Genomic DNA, 23475 nt, shown 5'->3' on the forward strand with positions numbered 1-23475 from the left:
GGATATGGGGTAGCCGCTAGGGCTCGGCAATGACCGGCAGGGGCATGGCCAAGCTTTGCTTTGGTTGACCCGGCGGCGCGGGGTTCATAATGCGATCCCTTCGCAAACAACCCGAAGCCCGTCGCGCATGACCGATCTCCGTTCCCCCAAGACCCTGCCCGAGACCAAGGCGTTCGCGAACGTCAAGGTATTGTGGGTGCGCCACTGGAACGACCGGCTGTTCAGCTTCGCGGTCGAGCGGCCGGCGAGCTTCCGCTTCCGCTCGGGCGAGTTCGTGATGATCGGCCTGCCCGGCGACGGCGAGGGGGCGAAGCCGATCATGCGCGCCTATTCGATCGCCAGCCCGCATTATGCCGAGGAACTGGAATTCCTGTCGATCAAGGTCGAGGACGGGCCGCTGACCTCGAAGCTCCAGCTGATCGAGCCGGGCGACGAAGTGTATATGGGCAAGAAGCCGACCGGTACGCTCGTCACCGATGCGCTGGTCGGCGGCAAGCGGCTGTTCTTCTTCTCGACCGGCACCGGTCTCGCGCCGTTCCTCAGCCTCGCGCGCGATCCGGACGTCTACAGCATGTTCGATCAGGTGATCCTCGTCCATTCGGTGCGGCAGGTCAGCGATCTCGCCTATCACGACGAATTGCAGGCGCGGCTCGCCGAGGATCCTTTGGTGTCGGACGAGGCGGCGACGCAATTCCACTATGTCCCGACGGTGACGCGCGAGCCGTTCCGCACCACGGGGCGGATCGGCGACCTGATCGAGAGCGCCGCGCTGTTCGGCGATCCGGTGCAGGGCGCAAAACGCCTCGACCCCGAGACCGACCGGATCATGCTGTGCGGGTCGATGGCGATGATCCGCGAGACTGCGGCGATGCTCGACGGGCTGGGGTTCGAGGAAGGCTCGAACGCCAAGGCCGGGACGTATGTGATCGAGCGCGCGTTCGTGGATTGATGCCAGTTCCCTTCTAGGTTTGGTACGCGAGCAAAATGGAAACCTGTCATCCCCGCGCAGGCGGGGATCCATAACCTCGGACGTCTGGCAAGAGCCGCGGCATCAGCGTGTATGGATCCCCGCCTGCGCGGGGATGACAATTATGGTCAGGGCAGCGCCTTCACCTCCGGCGTGTCGAGGCAGCGCATCATCTCGGGCGGGGTCATCGGTTTGCCCGCTGCCGGCTTCGCATAGGGCGCGATCTCGAACGGCACGCCGAGCCGTTCCGCGGTGAAGCCGCTGCCGCCGGTGCAGCGCATCGCCGCGGCGAGCATCTTGGGCGGGGTGTCATAGCCTTCGTAGGACAGGCGGAACGTCCCCCAGTGGATCGCCAGCGACCGCGCCGCGCCGAGGCGCTGGTGGATCAGCGCCGCCTCGGCGGGGCCGACATGGCTGCCCGAGGACATCTGCCCCGGCTGGAAGCGGAAGGCGCCGATCGGGATCATCGCGAAGCGGATCGGGCCATAGGCCGCCGCCTCGGCTGGCCACAAACCGTCGCCGAAGCCGGTGTCGCCCGCGAAGAACAGATTGCCGCCGCTCGGCAGGCGGACGACGAAGCTCGACCAGAGCGCGCGGTTGCGGTCGGTGAACCAGCGGCTGCCCCAATGATGGTTGCGCGTCACGAACACCTGCGCGCGGTCGCCGGGGCACCAGCTGTCGGGATCGCAGCGGATGTCGCGGCTGGTGTCTTTCAACCCGGCGGCGGTCAGCGTCGCGCTACCGCCCCAGTCGAGCCCGAGCGCCTTCGCGCCGGTCTGGCCGACGACGCTGTCGTTGCCGAGGCTGGTGACGATCGCCGGTGCGTCGCGCCGCCACAGGCGTTGCAGCGTCGCCTTGTCGAGATGGTCGTAGTGATTGTGGCTGAGCAGGACGAGGTCGATCCTGGGCAAATCCCCGAACCGCACGCCGGGTGTGGCGACGCGCGCGGGGCCGAAGCCGAGCGGCCCGGCGCGCTCGGCATAGACCGGGTCGGTGAGAATGTTGAGGCCCTGCGTCTGGATCAGCACGGTGGCGTGGCCGATCCACGTCACCACCATCCGCTCGCCGTCGACGCGCGCCGCGGGTTTCGATGGCGCGACCGGGACCTGCGTTGGCCAGACCGGGCGGCCGTCGCGGCCGGTGAGCTGGCGCCACAGGAAGCCGCCGCGGCTGCCGCCGCCGGGCAGGCCCTGCGTGTCGCGATCGTTGTCGGGATTGAAGAAGCGCGCGCCGTCGTAGTGATCGGTTGCCGGGCCTTCGTAATAGAGCCGATCGAGGAAGCGCGGCACGATCGTCACCGCGAGGCCGGTGACGACGATCAGCAGCACCAGGATCGCGGCGGCAATTCTCGTTATGCGCGCTGTCATCGTCCTGATCCCGATCAATATGGCGGAGGGGTGGAGGTGGAACGGCGGATATCCCTACGGCGGAACGCTTGCGCGTCGCCGCTACGGCCCTAGCATCGCTCGAAAAGCACAGGGGGTTCCATGCGTCGGATGTTTCTTGCCGTTCTGCTCGCCGCGTCGGCCTCGACCGCGATCGCGAAAACGCCGCGGGTCGAGGAGGTGTCGCTCGAACAGGTGCAGGCGCTGATGACCGCGGGCAAGGCGTCGAGCGTCGAGGTGACGCGCGCCTATCTCGACCGGATCGCGGCGATGGATCGCAAGGGGCCGACGCTGCGCAGCGTGATCGCGGTCAACCCGGACGCGCTGGCGCAGGCGAAGGCGCTCGACGCCGAGCGCAAAGCGGGGCGCATCCGCGGGCCGCTGCACGGCGTGCCGGTGCTCATCAAGGACAATATCGAGACCGCCGACCCGATGGCGACGACCGCGGGCAGCCTGGCGCTCAGGGACAATGTCACGCGCCGCGACGCACCGGTGGTGGCGGCGCTACGCGCGGCGGGCGCGGTGATCCTCGGCAAGACGAACCTCAGCGAATGGGCCAATATTCGTTCCAGCCATGCGATGAGCGGGTGGAGCGCGGTCGGCGGGCTGGTGCGCAACCCCTATGCGCTCGACCGGACCGCGTGCGGCTCGTCGTCGGGATCGGGCGCGGCGGTGGCGGCGAGCTTCGCGGCGGCGGCGGTGGGGACGGAGACCGACGGGTCGGTGGTCTGTCCGTCCTCGATCAACGGGCTGGTCGGGCTGAAGCCGTCGATCGGGCTGGTCAGCCGCACGCATGTCGTGCCGATCAGCCATTCGCAGGACACGCCGGGGCCGATGGCACGCAGCGTGCGCGATGCCGCGATCCTGTTCTCGGCGATGGTCGCGGCCGATCCCGCCGATCCGGCGACCGCCGGCGCGGTGACGCGCGATTATGCCGCCGGCCTGTCGGTGAGCGCGCTGTCGGGGGTGCGCGTCGCCGTGGTGCGGCCGGAGGGACTGTCGATCGAGGTGACGGCGACATTCGATGCCGCACTCGCGGTGCTCAAGGCGGCGGGCGCGGTGCTGGTGCCGGTCGATCCGCCCAAGCTCGACGGCGTCGGCGACGCCGAATTCACCGTGCTCAAGACCGAGCTGAAGGCCGATCTCGACGCCTATCTGGCGACCACCCCGCCGGCGGTGACGGCGCGCACGCTCGACCAGCTCATCGCCTTCAATCGCGCGCATGCCGCCGAGGAGATGCCGTTCTTCCAGCAGGAGACGTTCGAGGCGGCGGCGCAGACCAAGGGGCTGGGCGATCCGGCGTACAAGGCGGCGCGGGCGAAATCGCTCAGGCTGGCGAGCGAGGCGATCGACGGCATGCTGCGCCGCGCGGGCGCGACATTGCTGGTCGAGCCGACCTATGCGCAGGCGTGGCTGAGCGATCCGCTGTACGGCGATCAATATGGCGGGCCGTCGTCGTCGGAACTGCCGGCGATCGCGGGCTATCCCAACCTCACCGTGCCGATGGGGCTCGCCAAGGGGTTGCCGGTCGGACTGTCGTTTATCGCCACCAAGGGCGGCGAGGCGACGGTGCTCGGCGCGGGCTATGCCTATGAACAGCGGGCCAAGGCGCGGGTGGCGCCGCTTTATGTGCCGCAGGCGGACGTCGGCGAGGGGCTGGACGGGCGGCGGTAGGATCATCGGAGGGTAAACCAATACGATCCGTTCGCCCTGAGCTTGTCGAAGGGCCTGACTCTCACTTGTGCTTCGACAGGCTCAGCACGAACGGTCCGGGGGGAGACACGCATCGGCGGTCGACAGAGGCTTTGAAGCCGGGCGATCCGCGGCTAAAGGCGCGCGCATGACCGACTCCATCGCCACCGCCGCGCTGCTCGCCAAGGCCGAGACGCTAACCGACGCGCTGCCCTATCTGCAGCGCTATGCGGGCAAGACCTTCGTGGTCAAATACGGCGGCCATGCGATGGGCGATCCCGAACTGGCGCGGGACTTTGCCGAGGATGTCGTGCTGCTCAAGGCGGTCGGCATCAACCCGGTCGTCGTCCATGGCGGCGGGCCGCAGATCGGCGCGATGCTCAAGCGGCTCGGCGTCGAATCGCGATTCGTCGACGGGCTGCGCGTCACCGATGCCGAGACGGCGCGGATCGCGGAGATGGTGCTCGCCGGATCGATCAACAAGGAAATCGTCGCCTGGATCGGCCAGGCCGGCGGCCGCGCGGTCGGCATTTCGGGCAAGGACGCCAATCTGGTCACCGCGAAGAAGGTCGGGCGCGAGACGCCGGACACGTTGCAGGGGATCGAGCGTCACGTCGACCTCGGCTTCGTCGGCGAGCCGGTGGCGGTCGACCGGACGATCATCGATACGCTGTCGGCGAGCGGCATCATCCCGGTGATCGCGCCGATCGCGATGGGCGCAGACGGCCAGACCTACAATATCAACGCCGATACGATGGCGGGGGCGATCGCCGGCGCGCTCGGCGCGGCGCGCTTCTTCCTGCTTACCGACGTGGCGGGCGTGCTCGACAAGCAGAAAACGCTGCTGACCGATCTCGATCCGGCGCGGATCGCCGCGCTCAAGGCGGACGGCACGATCTCGGGCGGGATGATCCCCAAGGTCGAGACCTGCGTCGCCGCGGTCGAGGCCGGCGTCGACGCGGCGGTGATCCTCGACGGCCGCGTGCCGCATGCGATGCTGCTCGAGATCTTCACGTCGGAAGGCGCGGGGACGCTCGTCCACGCCTGAGTCCCGACCGGGCGGCTCAGTGCGCCGCCCGCCAGCGTCGCGCGAACGCCGCCTGCCAGAGCATCAGCAGCGGCACCGCGCCCAATTCCATCGCGAAGCCGAACAGATGGCCGGGCGACGGCGCGCCGACCGCGACCAGCGACACGACGCGCGACAGGCCGCCCGCGACGACGAGCGCGCCGAGCAGGCGGAAACGCGGCCCGGTCGCCTCGATCCGCGGCACGCAGCTGGCGAAGGCGATGCCGACGCCGAGGAAGATGCCCGAGATATAGCGGAAATGGCTGTCGAGATCGGTCGGGATCACCGGCGGATGGCCGAGGAAGCCGGGACCGTGCAGCACGCTCTGCCCGCCGACCGACAGCGGTACGAAACAGGCGAGCGCCACCACCGCCTGCAATAGGCGCCGTTCGATGGCGGGGCTCACAGCAGCAGGTCCTTGCGGACGTGGATCGCGCGCAGCGACACGCGCACTTCCCACATAAAGGCGGTGAGGCAGCAGATCAGCAGCGCCACCGCGACGATGAAGGCGAGCGCGATCCACGTGCCGATGTGGAATTTGGCGATATTGGCGATGAACAGCAGCGCGATGACGACGCAGGCCATCACCGCGCTCGACACCGCGAGGAACAGCGCGGCGTTGATGATCGACATGCGCTCGTCGAGCAGCTTCAATTCCCAGATGTCGCGGACACGATCGGCGCCGGTTTCCAGACCGAGCACGCGCTCTTCGAGGATACGGGCGCGGTCGATGACGCGGGCGAGCCGCCCGGCGAGGACGTTGAGGATCTGGCCGATCGCCGCCAGCATGAACACCGGCGCGAGCGACAGCTGGATCGTCTGCGCGATCGTCGAAACCTGGAAGAACACTGGCATGGCCCCATCATAGGGCGCGCCACGCGAGGCGAAAGGGTGCACGGCTCGCCGCAATCTGCACCGATTGGTAAGGCGTGGCGGTTAGATGCGCCGGGGTGACCGAAGCGATGCTCCTTGCCGAATTCCAGCGGCTGCCGCCGGTGGCGCGCGCCACGATCGGCGATGGGCTGTCCGCGGCACTCGACGACGTCGCCGCGCGCGCCGCGGCGAGCCACGGTTTCCTGCGCTACGGCTGGTTCGCCGCGGCGCTGGGCGCTTATGGCGGGCGGGCGCGGACGCTGCTGGTCGAGGAGGACGGCGTGCCGACCTGCGCGCTGCCGTTCGTCGGCGTCGGGCCGCGCTGGGCAAGATTGGCGGCGGTGCCGGGCAGCTATTGGCCGTTCCGCAGCTTTCCGCTCGCCGCCGGGGCAAGCGAGGCGACGCTGCGCGCGGCGCTGGCGACGCTGGCGGGCGCGGTCAACGGCTTGCGGATCGGCCCGGTCTATGACGGCGATGCGGCGGCGGCACCGCTGATCGCGGCGGCGCGGGCGGGCGGCTGGGCGGTGCTCGACCGGTTCGTCGCCGACAGCTGGCTGCTCGACATGGCGGCGTTGCAGACGGAGGGATGGCCGCGCGGCTCGACGCTGCGCAAGAACCGCTTCCATGAGAAGCATCTCGCCAGCCACGGCGTGACGGACTGGCGCTTCGTCAGCGGCGCGGACTGGCCGGCGGCGTTCGACGCACTCGCGCAGATCGAGGCGGTAAGCTGGATCGCGGCGCGCACCGATGGCTCCGACGCGAAGTTCACCACCACCGGCCACGGTGCCTTCTGGCGCGCGGCCTCGGTGGATCCGGTGATCGCCGGCATGTTGCGCGCGGCGTTGCTGACGATCGACGGCACGCCCGCAGCTTTCTCGTTCGACATCGATGCGGGCGACCTCAAATACGCGATCGCGAACAGCTACGACCCCGCTTATGCCAAACATTCGCCGGGCAAGTTGCTCTATTACCGCAATCTGGTCGAGGCGTTGGGCCGCGGCGTCACCCGCGTCGATTGGGGTGCGGGCGACAGCGGCTACAAGCAGGTGATCGGTGCCGACAAGGGGCCGGCGATCCGCGACTGGCTGCTGCTGCGGCCGGGGCTGCCGGCGCTGGTCGGGGGATTGGCGCGCGGCGCGTGGCGGCGATCGGGGCAGGGCGGCTAGACGCACCCCTTCGGCCTGCTTAGGCGTTGGCGGAACATGCTCGTATTCCTCGATTTCGAAGCCTCGTCGCTCGCCAAGCTGAGCTATCCGATCGAGGTCGCCTGGGTGTTCGAAGACGGGCGCGAGGAAAGCCATCTGATCCGGCCGGCGGCGCAATGGACCGACTGGGACGCGGCGGCCGAGGCGATCCACCACATCCCGCGCGCGCGGCTGGAGGCAGAAGGGACGCCGCACGACGTCGTCGCGCGGCGGATGATCGAGACGCTGACCGGGCACGACCTGTTCGCGAGCGCGCCGTCGTGGGACGGCAAATGGCTGAGCGCGCTGCTGCGTGCGGCGAAGCTGCCGCGCCACGCGCTGCGGTTGCGCGATACCGAGGACGCGCAGCGCGATACGGCGACGGCGATCCTGCGCGACGTCGTGCCGGCGGAGCTGCTCGGGCGTGCGGTGGCGGAGGTGGTGACGCTCGCCGAGGTGCGCGACCGCGACGTGCCGGCGCATCGCGCGCTGGCGGATGCGCGCGACGAATGGGAGCGCTGGTGCGTGGTGAAGCGCGCGGCGGAAGCGCGGGCGGCCGAGTAAGTCCTCCCCCGCAAGGGGGAGGGGGACCGTTCGGCGCCAGCCGAATGGTGGAGGGGGAGGTAAGGGTGGGAGCTTCATTACAAAGCTCCCACCCTTACCTCCCCCTCCGTCACGGCTTCGCCGTGCCACCTCCCCCTGGCGGGGGAGGACTGATATGAGGCTCCCCATGGCCGAGATCATCAACCTGCGTCTGGCGCGCAAGGCGCGCGATCGTGCTGCCGCGGCGCGGACCGCCGAAGCCAATCGCGCCAAATTCGGTCGCACGAAAGCCGAGCGTGCCGCCGAGGCCGCCGAGCGCGACCGCGCGGAGCGGATCGTCGACGGCGCAAAGCTGGACGACTGACGCGGGTCAGCGCGGGCGGCGGACCCGCCATGCCATCAGCGCGACCAGTGCCGCCAGCCCGAACCAGGTCAGCGCATAGACCAGATGACTGTTGTGGAAGCGAACGACGGTGAGGCCGCCACGCGGCCAGCCGCTCTTCGGTTCGCTGGCATCGATGAAATAGGGGGCCACCCGGCCGAGGTGCTTGGCCGCGGCGATATCGGCGACGTCGCGCGAATACCAGCGGTCGGCGGCGGGGTCGTTGCTGCGCAGGAAGCCGCCGCCCGGCTCGGTGAGGCGGAGCAGGCCGCGCACCGTCTGCGGCGCGGGGGAGGGGGCGACGCGCCCGCGCTGCTCGCCGGGGACGAAACCGCGGTTGATCAGCAGCGCGAAACCACGGTCGGTGTCGAAGGGGGTGAGTACCCAGAAGCCGCCGCCGAGTTCGGTCACGGCCTGCACATAGGTGTCGGCACCGGTGCGGTAGTGGCCGGTCGCGACGACCGGTCGATAGGCGTCGCCGGTGCCTAGACCGGGCCAGTCCGCCGGCTCGGGCGCCGGAACCGGCGGGCTGGCGAGCTGGCGCTCGGTATGCGCGATCAGCGAGAGCTTCCACGTCCGCCGTTCGAGCTGCCAGATGCCGAGGCCGATCAGCAGCGCGATGACGACCAGCATGACGCCGGTCGCCCATCCCCGGCGGGACGCGGTGCTGCTCACATCGCGCCCGCGTCCATGTTGGGCATCATGTTCGTGTTCATATGATACATGACCCAGAGCGAGCCGGCGAGACAGATCGTCAGGACGATGATCGTGAAGATCAGCGCCATCAGCGTCCAGCCATTCTCCGACTTGGAGTTCATGTGCAAGAAATAGATCATGTGGACGACGATCTGCACCAGCGCGAACACCATGACGATACCCGCGGTGATCCGCGCGTCGGCGATGACGCCGCTCATCACCAGCCCGAACGGAATGGCGGTGAGGATCACCGACAGGATGAAGCCGATCAGATAATCCTTGCGGCTGCCGTGCGCGCCTTCGGACGAATGACCGTGGCCGTGCGCGTTATCGTGCGCGTCGTGACCGTGATGCGTGTCCGCGCTCATCGCAGCACTCCCAGCAAATAGACGAAGGTGAAGACGCCGATCCAGATCACGTCGAGGAAGTGCCAGAACAGCGACAGGCATTGCAGGCGACGCTGGTTGGCGGCGATCAGCCCCTTGCGGCCGACCTGCACCATCAGCGTCACCAGCCAGATGATGCCGAAGGTGACGTGCAGCCCGTGCGTGCCGACGAGCGTGAAGAAGGACGACAGGAAGGCGCTGCGCTGCGGCCCGGCGCCTTCGTGGATCAGCGTCGAGAATTCGTAGAGCTCGATGCAGAGGAAGGCGAGGCCGAACAGGCCGGTGATCGCCAGCCAGCCCTGCACGGCGCGGACCTTGCCGTCGTTCATCGCCAGCATGGCGAAGCCGTAGGTGATCGACGACAGCAGCAGCATCGAGGTGTTGAGCGCCACCAGCGGCAGCTCGAAGATCTCGTGCGGCTGCGGGCCGCCGGCATAGCTGCCGCCATAGACGCCATAGGCCGCGAACAGCATGGCGAAGATCAGGCAGTCGCTCATCAGGTACAGCCAGAAGCCCAGCATCGTGCTGCCGCCGGCGTCGTGATGATGTTCGTCGGTCTCGTAGAAGACCGGGGCCTGTGTGCCCGGGGGAATGGTTGCTTCGCTCATGGTCCTCAGGCCCCCGCGACCGCTGCGTGCGTGGTCAGCTGCCGGGTATGATCGTCCTCGGCGGCGGTGACTTCGGCGGCGGTGATGTAGAAATCGCGGTCATAGTTGAAGGTGTGGCCGATCGCGACCGCCAGCAATCCGACGAACGCCAGCGCGGCGAGCCACCAGATGTACCAGATCATCGCCAGGCCGACGACCATCGACAGGCCGGCCAGGATGATGCCGGCGCCGGTGTTGCGCGGCATGTGGATGTCGCGGAAGCCGGTGATCGGCCGTTCGGCGCCGTTCGACTTCATGTCGTACCAAGCGTCGAGATCGCGGACGACGGGCGTGAAGGCGAAATTGTACGCCGGCGGCGGCGACGAGGTCGCCCATTCGAGGCTGCGGCCGTTCCACGGATCACCGGTGAAGTCGCGCAGCGCCTCGCGGTTGCGGAAGCTGACGTAGAACTGGATCAGGAAGGCGGCGATGCCGACCGCGATCATTGCGGCGCCGATCGCGGCGATGATGAACCAGATCTGCAGCGACGGGTCCTCGAAGTGGCGCAGGCGACGCGTCACGCCCATCAGGCCGAGTACGTAGAGCGGCATGAACGCGACATAGAAGCCGATGACCCAGAACCAGAAGCTGATCGTGCCCCACTTCTTGTCGAGCTTGAAGCCGAACGCCTTCGGGAACCAATAGTTGATTCCGGCGAACATACCGAACAGCACGCCGCCGATGATCACGTTGTGGAAGTGCGCGATCAGGAACAGCGAATTGTGCAGCACGAAATCGGCGGGCGGTACTGCAAGCAATACGCCGGTCATGCCGCCGATGACGAAGGTGATCATGAACGCGATCGTCCACATCATCGGCAGTTCGAAGCGGATCCGGCCCTTGTACATCGTGAACAGCCAGTTGAAGATCTTGGCCCCGGTCGGGATCGAGATGATCATCGTGGTGATGCCGAAGAACGAATTGACGCTCGCGCCCGACCCCATGGTGAAGAAGTGGTGCAGCCAGACGAGATAGGCGAGGATGGTGATGACCAGCAGCGCGTAGACCATCGAGGTATAGCCGAAGAGCCGCTTGCCGCAGAAGGTCGAGGTGACCTCGCTGAACACGCCGAACGCCGGCAGGATCAGGATGTAGACCTCCGGGTGGCCCCAGATCCAGATCATGTTGACGTACATCATGGGATTGCCGCCCATGGTGTTGGTGAAGAAATGCGTGCCGACGTAGCGATCGAGGCTGAGCATCGCGAGCACCGCGGTCAGGACCGGGAAAGCGGCGACGATCAGCACGTTGGTGGCGAGCGCCGACCAGGTGAAGATCGGCATCTTCATCAGGCTCATGCCCGGCGCGCGCATCTTGACGATCGTCGCGAGCAGGTTGACGCCCGACAGCAAGGTCCCGACGCCGGCGATCTGCAGCGACCAGATGTAATAGTCGACACCGACATCAGGCGAGTAATCGAGCCCCGACAGCGGCGCCATCGCCAGCCAGCCGGTGCGGGCGAACTCGCCGACGAACAGGCTGGCCATGACGATCGCGGCACCCGCGGCGGTCATCCAGAAGCTGAAATTGTTGAGGAACGGGAAGGAGACGTCACGCGCGCCGATCTGGAGCGGGACGACATAGTTCATCAACCCGGTGACGAAGGGCATCGCCACGAAGAAGATCATGATGACGCCGTGCGCGGTGAACACCTGGTCGTAATGGTGCGCGGGCAGGAAGCCCTCGTTGGGGCCGAACGCCATCGCCTGCTGCGCGCGCATCATGATCGCGTCGGAGAAGCCACGCAGCAGCATGACGATACCGAGGATCATGTACATGATCCCGATCTTCTTGTGGTCGACCGAGGTGAACCATTCCTTCCACAGATAGCCCCAGACCTTGAAATAGGTCAGTGCGGCGATCAGCGCGGCGCCACCCATCGCGACGACCGCGAAGGTGCCGATCAGGATCGGTTCGTGGATCGGGAAACTCTCGAGCGTCAGGCGCCCGAAAATCGTCTTGAGCAAGGCATCGGACATCAGGTCGGTCCTACGAACGGGCGGCGGCGGTGAGGCCGGTCAGCATGGCGGGCAGCGGGGCGGCGGAGGTCATCGAGCGATTGTCTTCGTTGCCGGGTTTGTTGCTGCCGGGCGGGGCGGGACGGGGGGCGTTACGGTGCGGGCTGCTGCCCTTCTCCTCGGGCTCCTTCTGCAAGGCGCCCTTCGATTCGCTGCCACGCATATGGCCGCTGTCGTTGACCGGGCTGCCGTGCCCGCTGTCGCGATGCGGGTCCCTGGCGCCGTCCTTCATCATCGTCGCCTGCATGCAGGTCTCGCCCGGCTTGGTGCACATGCCGAGGATGCGGTCGAACAATTGCGGCTGGAAGGCGGCGTAGCGGATCGCCGGCACCTTCTCGCTCGGCTTTTCGAGCTGGACATAGGTCGCCATGTCGAGCTTCGCCGGCGCGCTGCGCGCCTCCGAGGCCCATTTGGCGAAGCCGGCGTCGTCGACGCTGTCGACGGTGAAGTGCATGTCGGAGAAGCCGGCACCGCTATAGTTGGCGGACAGGCCCTCGAACCGGCCCGGCTTGTTGAGCACGGCGTGCAGCCGCGTCTCCATGCCCGGCATCGAATAGATCATGCCGGCCATCGCGGGGACGTAGAAGGTGTTCATCACCGACGACGAGGTGATGCGGAAGCGGACCTGGCGGTTCATCGGCAGGACCAGCTCGTTGACCGTCGCCACGCCCTGTTCGGGGTAGATGAACAGCCACTTCCAGTCGAGCGACACCACCTGGATCTCCAGCGGCTTGTCGGTCTTGGCCAGCACCTTGCCAGGCTCAAGTCGCGCCAGCGGGCGATAGGGATCGAGCGCGTGGGTGCTGATCCAGGTCAGCGCGCCGAGCGCGATGACGATCATCAGCGGCGCCGACCAGATGATCAGCTCCAGCCCGGTCGAATGGTCCCAATGCGGCTCGTAATCCGCCTCTTCGTTCGTATGGCGGTATTTCCACGCGAACAGGATGGTCAGCGCGATCACCGGCACGATGATCAGCAGCATCAGGCCGGTCGACCACAGGATCAGATTGGCCTGCTGCCGCGCGACATCGCCGGACGGGTTCATCACCACCCAGTCGCACCCGCCCAGCAGGGCAGGCGCAAGGAGTGCGACGGCAGTGCGCATGGCGCGTGCACGACGGGGCGGGAGGGGGGAGAACGGGAAGGTTCGCATCGTCAGGTCCGGTACGCCTGTGTGCTGCACCGCAAAATAGGACATTTTGTCCTATCCCCGTGCGCCGCCGGCTGCGGTAAGGGGTCATGTTGGCGCTGCGTCCGAAACCGGGTGCGGCGCGTTGATGACCGACGGCCCCCGGGCTGCGAGACGACAGGACTGCGATACATGTCAGTGGCTTCCGCCCATTCCGGATCGCTCGAACGCGATGCACGTGCCGTCAACACGCAGGGGGACCATGAGGTCCACCCGGGCGAGATCGCGATCGGCGTCATCATCGGGCGCACGTCGGAATTCTTCGACTTCTTCTGCTATGCGATCGCCTCGGTCATCGTCTTTCCGGCGCTGGTCTTCCCGTACGTCGACCGGCTGACCGGCACGCTCTATTCGTTCGCGCTGTTCCCGCTGGCGTTCATCGCCCGCCCGATCGGCACGCAGATCTTCATGTGGGTCGATCGCGAACACGGCCGCGGCACCAAGCTGACGATCGCGCTGTTCCTGCTCGGCACCTCGACCGTGTCGCTCGCCTTCCTGCCCGGCTATGCCGAGGTCGGCGTGTGGTCGGCGATCCTGCTCGCCGCCTTCCGCATCGGCCAGGGTCTCGCGCTTGGCGGTGCCTGGGACGGTCTCGCCTCGCTGCTCGCGCTCAACGCGCCGCCGGAGAAGCGCGGCTGGTATGCGATGGTGCCGCAGCTCGGCGCGCCGCTCGGGCTGATCGTGGCGAGCGCCTTGTTCGCCTTCCTGCTCGCCAACATGGAGGGCGTCGACTTCCTGTCGTGGGGCTGGCGCTATCCGTTCTTCGTCGCCTTCGCGCTCAACGTGGTGGCGCTGTTCGCGCGGCTGCGCATCGTCGTGACGCCGGAATACAGCCGGCTGTTCGAGACGCGCGAGCTGACCCCGTCGCGCGTCACCGCGACGGTCAAGGCGCAGTGGCGCAACATCGTCATCGGCGCCTTCGCGCCGCTCGCCAGTTTCGCGCTGTTCCATATGGTGACGGTGTTCCCGCTGTCGTGGATCGCGCTCTACACCAACGAGGATATCGCGCGCTTCCTGGGGATCGAGATCATCGGCGCCTTCTTCGGGCTCGGCGCGGTGGTGATTTCGGGCCTGCTCGCCGACCGGATCGGGCGGCGTTCGGTGCTCGGCTATACCGCGGCGGCGATCGCGGTGTTCAGCGGCTTCGCGCCGCAGCTGCTCGCCGGGGGCGATGCGGGCGAGCTGGCGTTCATGATCGGCGGCTTCGTGCTGCTCGGCCTGTCGTTCGGCCAGTCGTCGGGCGCGGTGACCAACAATTTCCCCAAGCGGGCGCGCTATACCGGTGCGGCGCTGACGTCGGACCTCGCGTGGCTGTTCGGCGCGGGCTTCGCGCCGCTCGCCGCGCTGGTGCTGGCGAGCCAGTTCGGGCTGCTGGCGGCGGGCGGGTACCTGCTGTCGGGCGCGTTCGCGACGCTGGTGGCGCTGGGGCTCAACAAGGAGCTGGCGCGGCGGCTGGATTGATCCGCCGGCGGGGGTGACCTCCGGCGCCTTTCTCCAGCGGCGTAGGGGCCCGCTACCTCAATTCCTCCCCCGCCAGGGGGAGGTGGCAGGCCAAAGGCCTGACAGAGGGGGAGGATACGGGGAGCCCTCCGTATGCGGAAACGCCCCCTCCACCAGCTTCGCTGGTCCCCCTCCCCCGCTAAAGCGAGGGAGGAATTAGTCCCGGCCGAGGCCGGTCATGTCGCCGCCGGGGCCGGTGCCTGCGCCGCCGAAGCCACCGCCGGCGCCGCCCATGCCGCCACCGCGGCGGCCGCCGCCGCCGTGATGGCCGCCACCACCGCCGCCACGCCCGCCGCCGCGGCTCATCGCCGCGGCGCGGCCGGTGACGTGGGGCAGTTCGTCCCAGCTCAATTTGCCGTCGTGGTTCTTGTCGAGCGAGGCGAAGCGCTTGTCGGCGGCGTCGGCGAATTCGCGGGCGTCGACGCCGCGGTTGAAGTTGCGGTCCGCGGCGGTGACCGGCTCGGGGAGCTGGAAATAGCTGAAGCGCGCCGCGCCGAGCTTGCCGGCGTCATAGGCAGGCGCCTTGCCGCCGCCGTCCGAATCGGAACTGCTCGCGATCACCCCCGGCCCGCCGCTGCCCGAACGCACCTCCGGCGCGATCGTGCTTTCGTAATAATCGATGTCGTCGGGGTCGATCTCGCCGTCGTGCTTGCGGTCGAGCGTCGCGAAGAAGCGACTGGCGTCGGCCTGGAACTCGACGCGGGTGATCGCGCCGTCCTTGTTGGCGTCGGCCGCGTCGAACCACGCGCGTTCGGGATCGGGTGCGGCATCGTCGCCGTGGAACGGCTGGCCCATCGGACTGATGAAGGTGCGGCGGTTGCCGTGGGCGGGCGGCTGTTGGGCGGCGACCGGCACGGCGGTGCAGGCGAGCAGGGCGATGACGATGGTGCGATTCATGGCGGGTCCCCGGGTGAACGACACTGTGAACCAGCCCAATGTTGCAGTTGGATGTCCACGACCGGCGCAACCCGATATCATGCGGTTATCCGGCGGAAACAATTCGGCGCCAAGAGAGGGCGATGATGAGCCAACAGCATAATGCAGGGGCATCGGGGGACGAACCGGCGGCGATCCTGGTGGTCGACGACGATCGCGAGATCCGTACCCTGCTGACTCAGAGCCTCGGCGCGCGCGGCTATCGCGTGCAGGCTGCCGCCAACACCCGCGAGATGGACGCGGTGCTGGAGCGCGACCGGATCGACGCGGTGCTGCTCGACGTGATGATGCCGGGCGAGGACGGCATCTCCGCCTGCCGCCGCATCACCCGCGACGGGGGGCCGGCGGTCATCATGCTGAGCGCTCTGGGCGAGGAACGCGACCGCATCGTCGGGCTGGAGATCGGTGCGAGCCATTATCTCACCAAGCCGTGCAGCGCGCGCGAGGTGATCGCCACCGTCCGCGCCGCGCTGCGCAGCCGGCAGCAGGCCGAGCCCGCCGACCGGTCGCGGCTGAGCTTCGACGGCTGGACGATGGACCTGATGGCGCATGAATTGTTCGACACGCAGGGCGTGCTGGTCGGCCTGACCGACGGCGAGTTCGCGCTGCTGCGGGTCTTCGCCGAGCGGCCGCGGCGGGTGCTGTCGCGCGAATTGCTGCTCGAGGCGGCGCGCGGTCCCAACAGCGAAGCGTTCGATCGCGCGATCGACGTGCAGATCAGCCGGCTGCGGCGCAAGCTGCGCAGCGGCGGCGACGACATCATCCGTACCATCCGCAACGAAGGCTATCTGTTCGTGCCGGCGGTGGCGCGGACATGAGCTGGCGGCCGGCGTCCCGACTGGGGATCGGCTGGGTCGCCAAGTCGCTGTTCTGGCGCGTCTTCCTCGTGATGCTGCTGAGCGTCGCGACGGTGCAGGCGCTCAACGTCGCGCTGGTCGTGTTCATCACCCCGCCGACGCCGCGCATCTTCTCGGTGCCGCAGGTCGCCACCGCGCTGCGCACCGGCCGCGACGCGACCGGCGAGGTGCTGGTGACGCGCGAGGCGAGCAACCCCGCGCCCTACGACGCGCGCGGTGCGCGGATCCGGCGGCTGATGGCGGCGCAGCTCGAACTGCCGCTCGACCTCGTCCACGTCCATTTCGGCGGGCCGCCGCCGATCGTCTTCGGGCCGATGCCACGGCGCGAGGGCTATCCCGAACGGGCGCGCTCGCCCGATGCGCGCAACCAGATCCTGTTCGGGCGCTTCACCGTCTCGGTGCATCAGCCCGACGGCAGCTGGCGGATCGCGCGGGCGGCACGCACCGGCTTCGAGAGCTGGCGGTGGCGGGCGTTCCTGTGGCTGCTGGCGGCGCTGGTCGCGATCGCGCCCTTCGCCTGGCTGCTGGCGCGGCGGCTGACCAAGCCGATCGCCGCCTTCGGCGCGGCGGCGGAGCGGCTCGGCCGCGATCCGCGCGCGGCGCCGTTGCCGCTCGGCGGGCCGGCGGAGATCGCCGACGCGGCGGCGGCGTTCAACCGCATGCAGGCGCGGCTCAACCGCTATGTCGAGGATCGCACGATGATGATCGCGGCGATCGCGCACGACCTGCGCACGCCGCTGATGCGTCTCGGCCTGCGGCTGGAACGCGCGCCCGAGCCGCTGCGCAGCGCCAGCGAGGCGGACATCCGCGACATGCAGGCGATGATCCAGGCGGCGCTCGGCTTCTTCCGCGACGGCAACCAGATCGGCGAGCGGCGCCGGCTCGACCTGCGCTCGCTGGTCGAGAGCGTCACCGACGAACTGGAGGATCGCGGCGAGCCGGTGACGCTCCACGACGGCGAGCCGCTGGTGATCGAGGGCGATGCGGCGGGGCTGAAGTCGCTGATCGCCAACCTCGTCGGCAATGCGCTCAAATATGGCGGCGATGCCGAGGTGATGCTGGGCCGGATCGACGGCCATGCGCTGATCGAGGTGCGCGATCATGGTCCCGGCATCGCGCCCGAGGATCTGCATCGCCTGTTCGAGCCCTTCTTCCGCGGCGAGCGGTCGCGCAACCGCGATACCGGCGGGATCGGGCTGGGGCTGAGCAGCGTGCGCGGCGTCGCGCGCGCGCACGGCGGCGACGCGACGATCGCCAACCATCCCGACGGCGGCGCGATCGCGCGGGTGACGTTGCCGGTGTAGGGGCAGGTCTCTTCCGCCCGCGCCGTCAGCCCAATTGGTCGGCGATGATCCAGCGGCGGCTGATCGCGGTGCGCATCAACTGCATGCCGCAGCAGACGCAGCGCGCGCGACGGACGCCGCCGATTTCGCTCTGTTTGCGGCCGGGCCGGTGGCGGGTCGCAAGGCAGGTGGCGATCATCGGCGATGCCGGCATGGGCTGGGCTCCTTCGCCGGGTGTCATCATGCCGGCGCATTGCCTGCTGATGTCTCGACCGGCCCAAAGCGGAAATATCGCGGCAATATGGCGTAGCTAGCGATGCGCGCGTCGGTGGCGTTCTCTCCCACACTCGACCCATCGACGTCCGGGCGCTCCCCGGTGCCCGACGGTCGCGCTACGGGATCCCCCCGGTCCCGTAGCCCGGCTAGTCCTCCCGCGGATCGATCGGTTCCACCGCGAGCACCTCGATCGCCGCGTCGCGACCGTTGAAGGCGAGCACGTCGTCGGGCTCGGCGCCGATCAGCGCATGCGCCAGCGGGGCGCCATAAGCGAGCCGGTCGGCAGGCGGGTCGGCCTCGTCGTCGCCGACGATCGCGATCGTCCGGGTCTTGCCCGCGAGGCGGATCGTCACCCGCGTGCCGAAGCCGGCGCTGCCGTCCGCCGGCGCGGCGGTGGGCACCGCGGTGGTGCGGCGCGTCTGCCAATAGCGCAGATCCCGGCGCAGCGCGTCGACCGCCGGCGCATCGGCGGCGGCGATCGCCGCCTCCAGCGTGGCGATCCGCTCCTCGATCAGCCGCTTGCCCGCGGCGGTGACGAGATTGGGTGCACTCGGGATGGGCAGCTCGAACTTGGGCTCCAGATGCTCCTCGTCGCTCTCGCGGCGGAAGGCGACACTCATGACGCGGTCCTCATCGTTAACGTCCCATCCGTGGACAGGTCAGGTTTAACCACCTTTCGCGCTGGTCGATATCGTAAACGAGGCGTTAACATCCTCATCATGACCAGACGCCTCGTCCTCACCAATGAATCGGCCCGTCACCCGTTCCGGCGGACGCTGCCGCCGCCGGTGCTGCCCGACGTGAGGAAAAGCGACGACGCGGACTGGAAGCTGTTCCTGCTCAGCTTCGCCGCCTTCTTCACCTGCTTCTATACGTTCCTGTTCTAGCGCCGACTCAGTCGCAGGCGCGATGCAGCCGCTGCGCGATCCAGGCCGAGATCAGGCACATCGCGGCGACGAGGAACAGCATGTCGACCGGCTGGACGCCGGCGATGTTGATGCCGATCGCGGCGATCGACCCCAAGGTCATCGCGCCAGAATTGACGACGTTGTTCGCCGCGACGGTACGCGCGGTCTGGTCCTTTTCCACCGTGGTGGTGAGGAAGGCGTATAGCGGCACGACGAACATGCCGCCGGTGGTGGCGATCGCCAGCAGGCTCAGCATGATCGGGATGGCGCGCGGCTGGGCGACGAATTGCGTCCAGTCGTAATATTGGCCCGGCGCCGCCGGGATCCAGGTGCGGCACAGGACCGAGAAGACGACGACGAAGCCGCCCATCGCGATCACCGACAGCGGCGAGTAGCGCGCGCTGATCCGCCCCTTCAGCATCGTATTGATGACCACCGAGCCGATCGCGACGCCGACCGAGAAGACCGCGATCGCGCCGCTCGCCACCATCTTGTCGGCGGTGAGCACGTTCTTCACCAGCGGCGGGAAGATGATGATGAGCACCGCGCCGATCGTCCAGAAGAAGCTGATCGCGCAGATCGCGAGGAACAGCCGCGGGATATGCATCGTCGTGCGGATCAGCCGCCACGAGGCGGTGAACGGATTGTAGTTGAGCTTGAGCCGCGGCCCCTCGCGCGGCGCCGGCGGAATCTGGCGCGCGGCGAACCAGCCGATCGCCGCAACGACGAGGACGAGGATCGCCGCGCCCTCGATCGGGACGTAGCCGGCGACGATCGTGCCGAGCAGGATCGCGAGATAGGTCCCCGCCTCGACGAGCCCGGTGCCGCCGAGCACGTCGTGCGCTTTGAGATGCTGCGGCAGGATCGCGTATTTGATCGGCCCGAAGAAGGTCGAATGGACGCCGAGGAACAGCACCGCGCCGAGCATCAGCGCAACGCCGAGCGTCGGCAGGCCGGCGCGCGCGACCATCAGCCCGGCGGCGCCGAGCAGCATGATGCCGATCTCGGCGGTCTTGACGATGCGGATGATCCGCGCCTTGTCGTGGCTGTCCGCCAATTGTCCGGCGAGCGCCGAGAACAGGAAGAAGGGCAGGATCGCGATACCCGTCGCCAGCGCGTTGAAGTTCGTCTCCATGTGCGGATCGTTGAAGATCGCATAGGTCGCGAACAGCACCATCGACGTCTTGAACAGATTGTCGTTGAAGGCGCCGAGGAACTGGGTGGTGAAGAGGGGCAGGAAGCGGCGCTGCTTCAGCAACCCCATGGCATTCAGCATGCGAGTAACGGCCTTTGATCGTGGCGGTATTGTGACCGGCATAGCCGTTTGCGCAGGGCGCGCCAACGGGGAAGGTGCGGGCGGCATCGCCCCTCCCTCGCCGGCGCCGCTACATGTGACCGGTCGGGGTGTAGCAACGGCACCTGTATTTTCCGTCATGCCGGACTTGATCCGGCATCCCGCTTTTCCGCACCGTCCGAAGAAGCGGGACCCCGGCGCAGGGTCGGGGTGACGGCGTGGGGGTGGGACACGACCGGGTCACACCGCCGCGCCAATGCGATAGCCTCGCCTCGCTTGCAGGGAGAGGAAGCTTGGGGTTCCGCCCGCTCCCCCGGCGGAGTAGGAAGACGGCGATGCTGACCTTGCCCAACCTCCTGACGCTGTCGCGGATCGTCGCGGTGCCGTTGCTTGTCGCCTTCTTGTGGTGGCCGCGGTGGGAGGCGGGGTTCGGGATCGCCTTCGCGCTCTACTGCCTGATGGGGATCACCGACTATTTCGACGGCTATCTCGCCCGCGCGCAGGGGGCGGTGTCGAAGCTCGGCGTGTTCCTCGATCCGATCGCCGACAAGATCATGGTCGCCGCGGTGATCCTGATGCTCGTCGGCACGCGGCACGACGACAGCGCGCTGATCACCGGCGTCCACCTGATCGCCGCACTGATCATCCTGCTGCGCGAGATCGCGGTGTCGGGGCTGCGCGAATTCCTCGCCGGCCTGCAGGTGTCGCTGCCGGTGTCGAAGCTCGCCAAATGGAAGACGACGCTGCAGCTCGTCGCGTTCGGCGCGCTGATCCTCGCCGGGGCGCTGCCGGCGCAGGCGTGGATCAAGGTGACCGGGCTCGGCTGCCTGTGGGCGGCGGCGGCGCTGACGCTGGTGACGGGCTGGGATTATCTGCGCGTCGGCCTGAAGCATATGGACTGAGCGATGCGACTCGAGATGCTCTATTTCGCCTGGGTGCGCGAGCGCATGGGCCGGTCGCAGGAAGTGGTCGAGGCGCCCGCCGCGGTGACGACGGTGGCGGCGCTGGTCGACTGGCTGGCGGCGCGCGACGAGGTCAGCGCCGAGGCGCTGGCCGATCGCGGGCGGCTGCGTGCGGCGGTGGATCAGGCGTTCGTGACGATGGACGCGACGATCCTCGGCGCGCGCGAGGTGGCGCTGTTCCCGCCGGTGACGGGCGGATGATCCGCATCGTCGTCACGCCCGAGGCGATCGATATCGCCGCGGAGATGGCGCTCGCCGAGGCGGCGGCCGGGACCGGCGCGGTCGCGACCTTCACCGGGCTGGTGCGCGCCGACGCGGACGAAGCGGGGGGCGTGGGAACGCTGGAGCTGGAACATTATCCCGGCGCCACCGAGGCGGCGCTGTTCCGGGTCGCCGCCGGGGCGGTGGAACGCTGGGCGCTGGGCGGGGCGACGATCGTGCATCGCGTCGGGCCGATGACGCCGGGGACGCGGATCGTCTTCGTCGCGGCCTCGTCGGCGCATCGCGCCGCGGCGCTGGAGGCGTGCGCCTATCTGATCGACCGGCTCAAGACCGATGCGCCGTTCTGGAAGCGCGAGACGCGTGGGGGGGAGTCGCGCTGGGTCGAGGCACGGGAGACGGATGCGGAGGCGGCGAAGCGGTGGGAGGGGTAGGGCTATCCTACTTGCTCACGTCCCATCTTTGCGGTTTGCCCTGAGCCTGTCGAAGGGCAGTGAGTCTCAAGGTGCTTCGACAAGCTCAGCACCAACGGGGTTGGTAGGGGCGCTGGTCCCTTATTGCGGCAAATTCGGCACCAGCACGCCGTTGACGACATGGATCACGCCGTTCGCCTGCGCGACGTCGGCCGCCTCGACGTAGCTGCGGTTCCCGGTCACGCTAGTCAGGGTGATGACGTCGCCGGTCAGCGTCGCGGTGATCGGCTGGCCGCCGAGCGTCGTCAGCACCGTGCGGCCGCCGCCGGCCCGGATGCGCTGGGTGAGCTGTTCGGTGGTCATCGTCCCCGGCACGATATGATAGCGGAGCAACGCGACCAGCGCCGCGCGATTCTCGGGGGCGAGCAGGTCGCCGGCGATCCCCGGCGCGAGCCGGGTGAACGCCGTGTCGGTCGGCGCGAACAGCGTATAGGGGCCGTTGCCGGCGAGCAACGCGTCGAGTTCGGCGGTATGCAACTCGGCCGCCAGCGTGTTCAGCCCTGGCGTCGCGGCGATCGAGGTGGCGATCATCGCGTCGGACTCGATATGCGACGGGTCGACCGCCACCGGTGCGGCGGCGACCGGCGGCGGCGGCGCGCTGACCGGTGCGGTCGCGGGCGGCACGCAGCCGGCGAGGCCGGCGGCGAGAAGCAGCGCGGCGATGCGCCGCACGTGGGTCTGGGATCGGATCACATCGGCTCCTGTGGATTACCGCGCTTCGGCGAGCGCCTCGGCGAGCAACTGGAAGTCCTTTTCGCGCGGCGAGGCGCGGCGCCAGACCAGCGCGATGCGCCGCACCGCATTGTCGGCGTCGAGCGGCCGCGCGACGATATCGGTATGGTCGAGGATGCCCGCCTTCAGCGCCATCTCGGGCAGCATCGTCATGCCGAGGCCATTGTCGACCATCTGCACGATCGTGTGCAGCGAGGTGCCCAGCATCGTCGCCTCGGCGCGCAATTCGGGGCGGTTGCACGCCGAGAGCGCATGATCCTTGAGGCAATGGCCGTCCTCGAGGAGGAGCAGCCGCGTCTCGTCGATCAGCGACGCCGGGATCATCGGCGGGTCGCTCGGCATGTCCTGCGGCTGATAGGCGACGAACAGGCGGTCGTCGAACAGCGGATGCGAGGCGACGTCGCCGCAGGCGAAGGGCAAAGCGAGCAGCACGCAATCGGTGCGGCCGTTGTGCAGCCCCTCGCAGGCGGCGCCCGAGGGCTCCTCGCGCAGGAACAGCTTGAGATCGGGATAGTCGCGGCGCAGCCGCGGCAGGATATGCGGCAGCATGAACGGCGCGATCGTCGGGATGACGCTCATCCGCATCTCGCCCGACAGCGGCCGGCCGGCGGCGCGGGCGATATCGCCCAGCTCCTCCGCCTCGCGCAGCACGCGGCGTGCCTTGTCGGCGATCCGGTCGCCCAGCGGCGTGAAGCGGACGACGCGGCGAGTGCGCTCGACCAGCGTCACGCCGATCAGCGTCTCGAGCTCGCGCAGGCCGGCAGAGAGGGTGGACTGGGTGACGAAACAGGCGTCGGCGGCACGGCCGAAATGGCCCGCGTCCTTCAGCGCAACGAGATATTGCAGCTGCTTCAGCGTCGGGAGGTAGGTCGCTGCCATGGGGTCGGCAGATAGGGGGCGCGAGAGGAGGGCGCTACCCCCTAAGTCCTCCCCGGCACGGGGAGGGGGACCGTTCGAGAAGCGAATGGTGGAGGGGGGCTTCCGCGACCGTGACGCGTGTGGAAGCC

27 protein-coding genes are annotated in these 23475 nt (G+C 68.5%); 13 read left to right on the top strand and 14 right to left on the bottom strand.

Translation table 11 applies throughout. From position 1 onward, the window contains the following. Positions 1-127 precede the first annotated feature (127 nt). Positions 128-949: a ferredoxin--NADP reductase gene (locus tag AC07UH_RS03420; RefSeq protein ID WP_495179338.1), complete on the top strand. Its 822-nt coding sequence runs from the start codon at positions 128-130 to the stop codon at positions 947-949. 146 nt (positions 950-1095) lie between these two features. On the opposite strand, the gene AC07UH_RS03425 is transcribed toward AC07UH_RS03420, so the two are convergent. Then, the gene (locus AC07UH_RS03425; RefSeq protein WP_495179337.1) at positions 1096-2334 is read right to left on the bottom strand and encodes an MBL fold metallo-hydrolase; all 1239 of its coding nucleotides are present in this window, start codon (positions 2332-2334) and stop codon (positions 1096-1098) included. 129 nt (positions 2335-2463) lie between these two features. Between AC07UH_RS03425 and AC07UH_RS03430 the strand changes: the two genes are divergently transcribed. Next, positions 2464-4026 (top strand): amidase, encoded by a 1563-nt coding sequence (locus AC07UH_RS03430; protein ID WP_495179795.1) that lies wholly within the window; start codon positions 2464-2466, stop codon positions 4024-4026. Between the two features lie 166 nt (positions 4027-4192). After that, positions 4193-5092 carry an acetylglutamate kinase gene (gene argB, locus AC07UH_RS03435; protein WP_137899096.1) on the top strand — a complete coding sequence of 300 codons (900 nt, stop codon included), beginning with the start codon at positions 4193-4195 and terminating at the stop codon, positions 5090-5092. 16 nt (positions 5093-5108) lie between these two features. Here the strand turns inward: argB and AC07UH_RS03440 are convergent, their stop codons facing one another. Together AC07UH_RS03440 and AC07UH_RS03445 are read right to left on the bottom strand one after the other, a co-directional pair. Next, entirely contained in the window at positions 5109-5516 is a 408-nt protein-coding gene (locus AC07UH_RS03440; RefSeq protein ID WP_495179336.1) for a DUF4345 domain-containing protein, read from the bottom strand. Next, entirely contained in the window at positions 5513-5965 is a 453-nt protein-coding gene (locus tag AC07UH_RS03445; protein WP_495179335.1) for a DUF2721 domain-containing protein, read from the bottom strand. Before AC07UH_RS03445 ends, AC07UH_RS03440 begins: the two co-directional genes overlap by 4 nt. A 95-nt stretch (positions 5966-6060) precedes the next feature. On the opposite strand from AC07UH_RS03445, the gene AC07UH_RS03450 reads away from it, so the two are divergent. The 3 genes from AC07UH_RS03450 (at position 6061) to AC07UH_RS03460 (ending at position 8074) form a co-directional block, all read left to right on the top strand. Next, positions 6061-7149 (top strand): GNAT family N-acetyltransferase, encoded by a 1089-nt coding sequence (locus AC07UH_RS03450; RefSeq protein ID WP_495179334.1) that lies wholly within the window; start codon positions 6061-6063, stop codon positions 7147-7149. A gap of 36 nt (positions 7150-7185) precedes the next feature. Next, complete coding sequence (locus AC07UH_RS03455) at positions 7186-7731, top strand: 3'-5' exonuclease (protein WP_495179333.1); 546 nt, start codon at positions 7186-7188, stop codon at positions 7729-7731. Positions 7732-7897: 166 nt separating this feature from the next. Beyond that, on the top strand, positions 7898-8074 hold the full coding sequence (locus AC07UH_RS03460; protein ID WP_495179332.1) for a DUF4169 family protein: 177 nt from the start codon (positions 7898-7900) through the stop codon (positions 8072-8074). A 6-nt stretch (positions 8075-8080) separates the two neighbouring features. Here AC07UH_RS03460 and AC07UH_RS03465 read toward each other — a convergent pair whose 3' ends face one another. The 5 genes from AC07UH_RS03465 to cyoA are packed head-to-tail and all read right to left on the bottom strand — an operon-like array spanning position 8081 to position 12944. Next, positions 8081-8725, bottom strand: coding sequence for an SURF1 family protein (locus tag AC07UH_RS03465; RefSeq protein ID WP_495179794.1), 645 nt, complete (start codon positions 8723-8725; stop codon positions 8081-8083). A 38-nt stretch (positions 8726-8763) separates the two neighbouring features. Continuing rightward, on the bottom strand, positions 8764-9156 hold the full coding sequence (cyoD, locus tag AC07UH_RS03470) for a cytochrome o ubiquinol oxidase subunit IV (protein ID WP_495179331.1): 393 nt from the start codon (positions 9154-9156) through the stop codon (positions 8764-8766). Next, on the bottom strand, positions 9153-9782 hold the full coding sequence (cyoC, locus tag AC07UH_RS03475; RefSeq protein ID WP_038663515.1) for a cytochrome o ubiquinol oxidase subunit III: 630 nt from the start codon (positions 9780-9782) through the stop codon (positions 9153-9155). Before cyoC ends, cyoD begins: the two co-directional genes overlap by 4 nt. 5 nt (positions 9783-9787) lie before the next feature. Further along, on the bottom strand, positions 9788-11800 hold the full coding sequence (cyoB, locus tag AC07UH_RS03480; RefSeq protein ID WP_137899090.1) for a cytochrome o ubiquinol oxidase subunit I: 2013 nt from the start codon (positions 11798-11800) through the stop codon (positions 9788-9790). Positions 11801-11810: 10 nt separating this feature from the next. Beyond that, positions 11811-12944, bottom strand: coding sequence for a ubiquinol oxidase subunit II (gene cyoA, locus AC07UH_RS03485; RefSeq protein ID WP_495179330.1), 1134 nt, complete (start codon positions 12942-12944; stop codon positions 11811-11813). 216 nt (positions 12945-13160) lie between these two features. Between cyoA and AC07UH_RS03490 the strand changes: the two genes are divergently transcribed. After that, positions 13161-14489, top strand: coding sequence for an MFS transporter (locus tag AC07UH_RS03490; RefSeq protein ID WP_495179329.1), 1329 nt, complete (start codon positions 13161-13163; stop codon positions 14487-14489). A 195-nt stretch (positions 14490-14684) separates the two neighbouring features. On the opposite strand, the gene AC07UH_RS03495 is transcribed toward AC07UH_RS03490, so the two are convergent. Next, positions 14685-15425, bottom strand: a complete 741-nt coding sequence (locus AC07UH_RS03495; protein WP_495179328.1) for an EF-hand domain-containing protein — start codon at positions 15423-15425, stop codon at positions 14685-14687. 125 nt (positions 15426-15550) lie between these two features. On the opposite strand from AC07UH_RS03495, the gene AC07UH_RS03500 reads away from it, so the two are divergent. Beyond that, on the top strand, positions 15551-16282 hold the full coding sequence (locus tag AC07UH_RS03500) for a response regulator (RefSeq protein ID WP_038667247.1): 732 nt from the start codon (positions 15551-15553) through the stop codon (positions 16280-16282). Next, complete coding sequence (locus tag AC07UH_RS03505) at positions 16279-17625, top strand: sensor histidine kinase (RefSeq protein ID WP_137899087.1); 1347 nt, start codon at positions 16279-16281, stop codon at positions 17623-17625. Before AC07UH_RS03500 ends, AC07UH_RS03505 begins: the two co-directional genes overlap by 4 nt. Positions 17626-17650: 25 nt before the next feature. On the opposite strand, the gene AC07UH_RS03510 is transcribed toward AC07UH_RS03505, so the two are convergent. Together AC07UH_RS03510 and AC07UH_RS03515 are read right to left on the bottom strand one after the other, a co-directional pair. Further along, a complete protein-coding gene (locus AC07UH_RS03510) occupies positions 17651-17818 on the bottom strand; it encodes a hypothetical protein (RefSeq protein WP_156143830.1) in 168 nt (55 codons plus the stop codon). Between the two features lie 208 nt (positions 17819-18026). After that, the gene (locus tag AC07UH_RS03515) at positions 18027-18500 is read right to left on the bottom strand and encodes a GreA/GreB family elongation factor (protein WP_137899086.1); all 474 of its coding nucleotides are present in this window, start codon (positions 18498-18500) and stop codon (positions 18027-18029) included. 99 nt (positions 18501-18599) lie between these two features. Here AC07UH_RS03515 and AC07UH_RS03520 point away from each other — a divergent pair, with 99 nt between their 5' ends. Further along, complete coding sequence (locus AC07UH_RS03520) at positions 18600-18767, top strand: hypothetical protein (protein WP_169742550.1); 168 nt, start codon at positions 18600-18602, stop codon at positions 18765-18767. 7 nt (positions 18768-18774) lie between these two features. Here AC07UH_RS03520 and AC07UH_RS03525 read toward each other — a convergent pair whose 3' ends face one another. Further along, a complete protein-coding gene (locus tag AC07UH_RS03525; RefSeq protein WP_495179327.1) occupies positions 18775-20064 on the bottom strand; it encodes an MFS transporter in 1290 nt (429 codons plus the stop codon). Positions 20065-20417: 353 nt separating this feature from the next. On the opposite strand from AC07UH_RS03525, the gene pgsA reads away from it, so the two are divergent. Genes pgsA through AC07UH_RS03540 form a run of 3 tightly spaced genes read left to right on the top strand, consistent with a single transcriptional unit; the run spans position 20418 to position 21697 of the window. Beyond that, the gene (gene pgsA, locus AC07UH_RS03530) at positions 20418-20984 is read left to right on the top strand and encodes a CDP-diacylglycerol--glycerol-3-phosphate 3-phosphatidyltransferase (RefSeq protein WP_038663498.1); all 567 of its coding nucleotides are present in this window, start codon (positions 20418-20420) and stop codon (positions 20982-20984) included. 3 nt (positions 20985-20987) lie between these two features. Further along, positions 20988-21245, top strand: coding sequence for a molybdopterin converting factor subunit 1 (moaD, locus tag AC07UH_RS03535; protein ID WP_495179326.1), 258 nt, complete (start codon positions 20988-20990; stop codon positions 21243-21245). Then, the gene (locus AC07UH_RS03540) at positions 21242-21697 is read left to right on the top strand and encodes a molybdenum cofactor biosynthesis protein MoaE (protein ID WP_038663492.1); all 456 of its coding nucleotides are present in this window, start codon (positions 21242-21244) and stop codon (positions 21695-21697) included. Before moaD ends, AC07UH_RS03540 begins: the two co-directional genes overlap by 4 nt. Positions 21698-21817: 120 nt before the next feature. On the opposite strand, the gene AC07UH_RS03545 is transcribed toward AC07UH_RS03540, so the two are convergent. Together AC07UH_RS03545 and AC07UH_RS03550 are read right to left on the bottom strand one after the other, a co-directional pair. Continuing rightward, positions 21818-22429 carry a fasciclin domain-containing protein gene (locus tag AC07UH_RS03545; protein WP_495179325.1) on the bottom strand — a complete coding sequence of 204 codons (612 nt, stop codon included), beginning with the start codon at positions 22427-22429 and terminating at the stop codon, positions 21818-21820. Positions 22430-22444: 15 nt separating this feature from the next. Beyond that, positions 22445-23347 (bottom strand): hydrogen peroxide-inducible genes activator, encoded by a 903-nt coding sequence (locus tag AC07UH_RS03550; RefSeq protein ID WP_495179324.1) that lies wholly within the window; start codon positions 23345-23347, stop codon positions 22445-22447. Between the last annotated feature and the right edge of the window lie 128 nt (positions 23348-23475).

The sequence above is a fragment of the Sphingomonas sp. GW821-FHT04B01 genome (assembly GCF_059420425.1).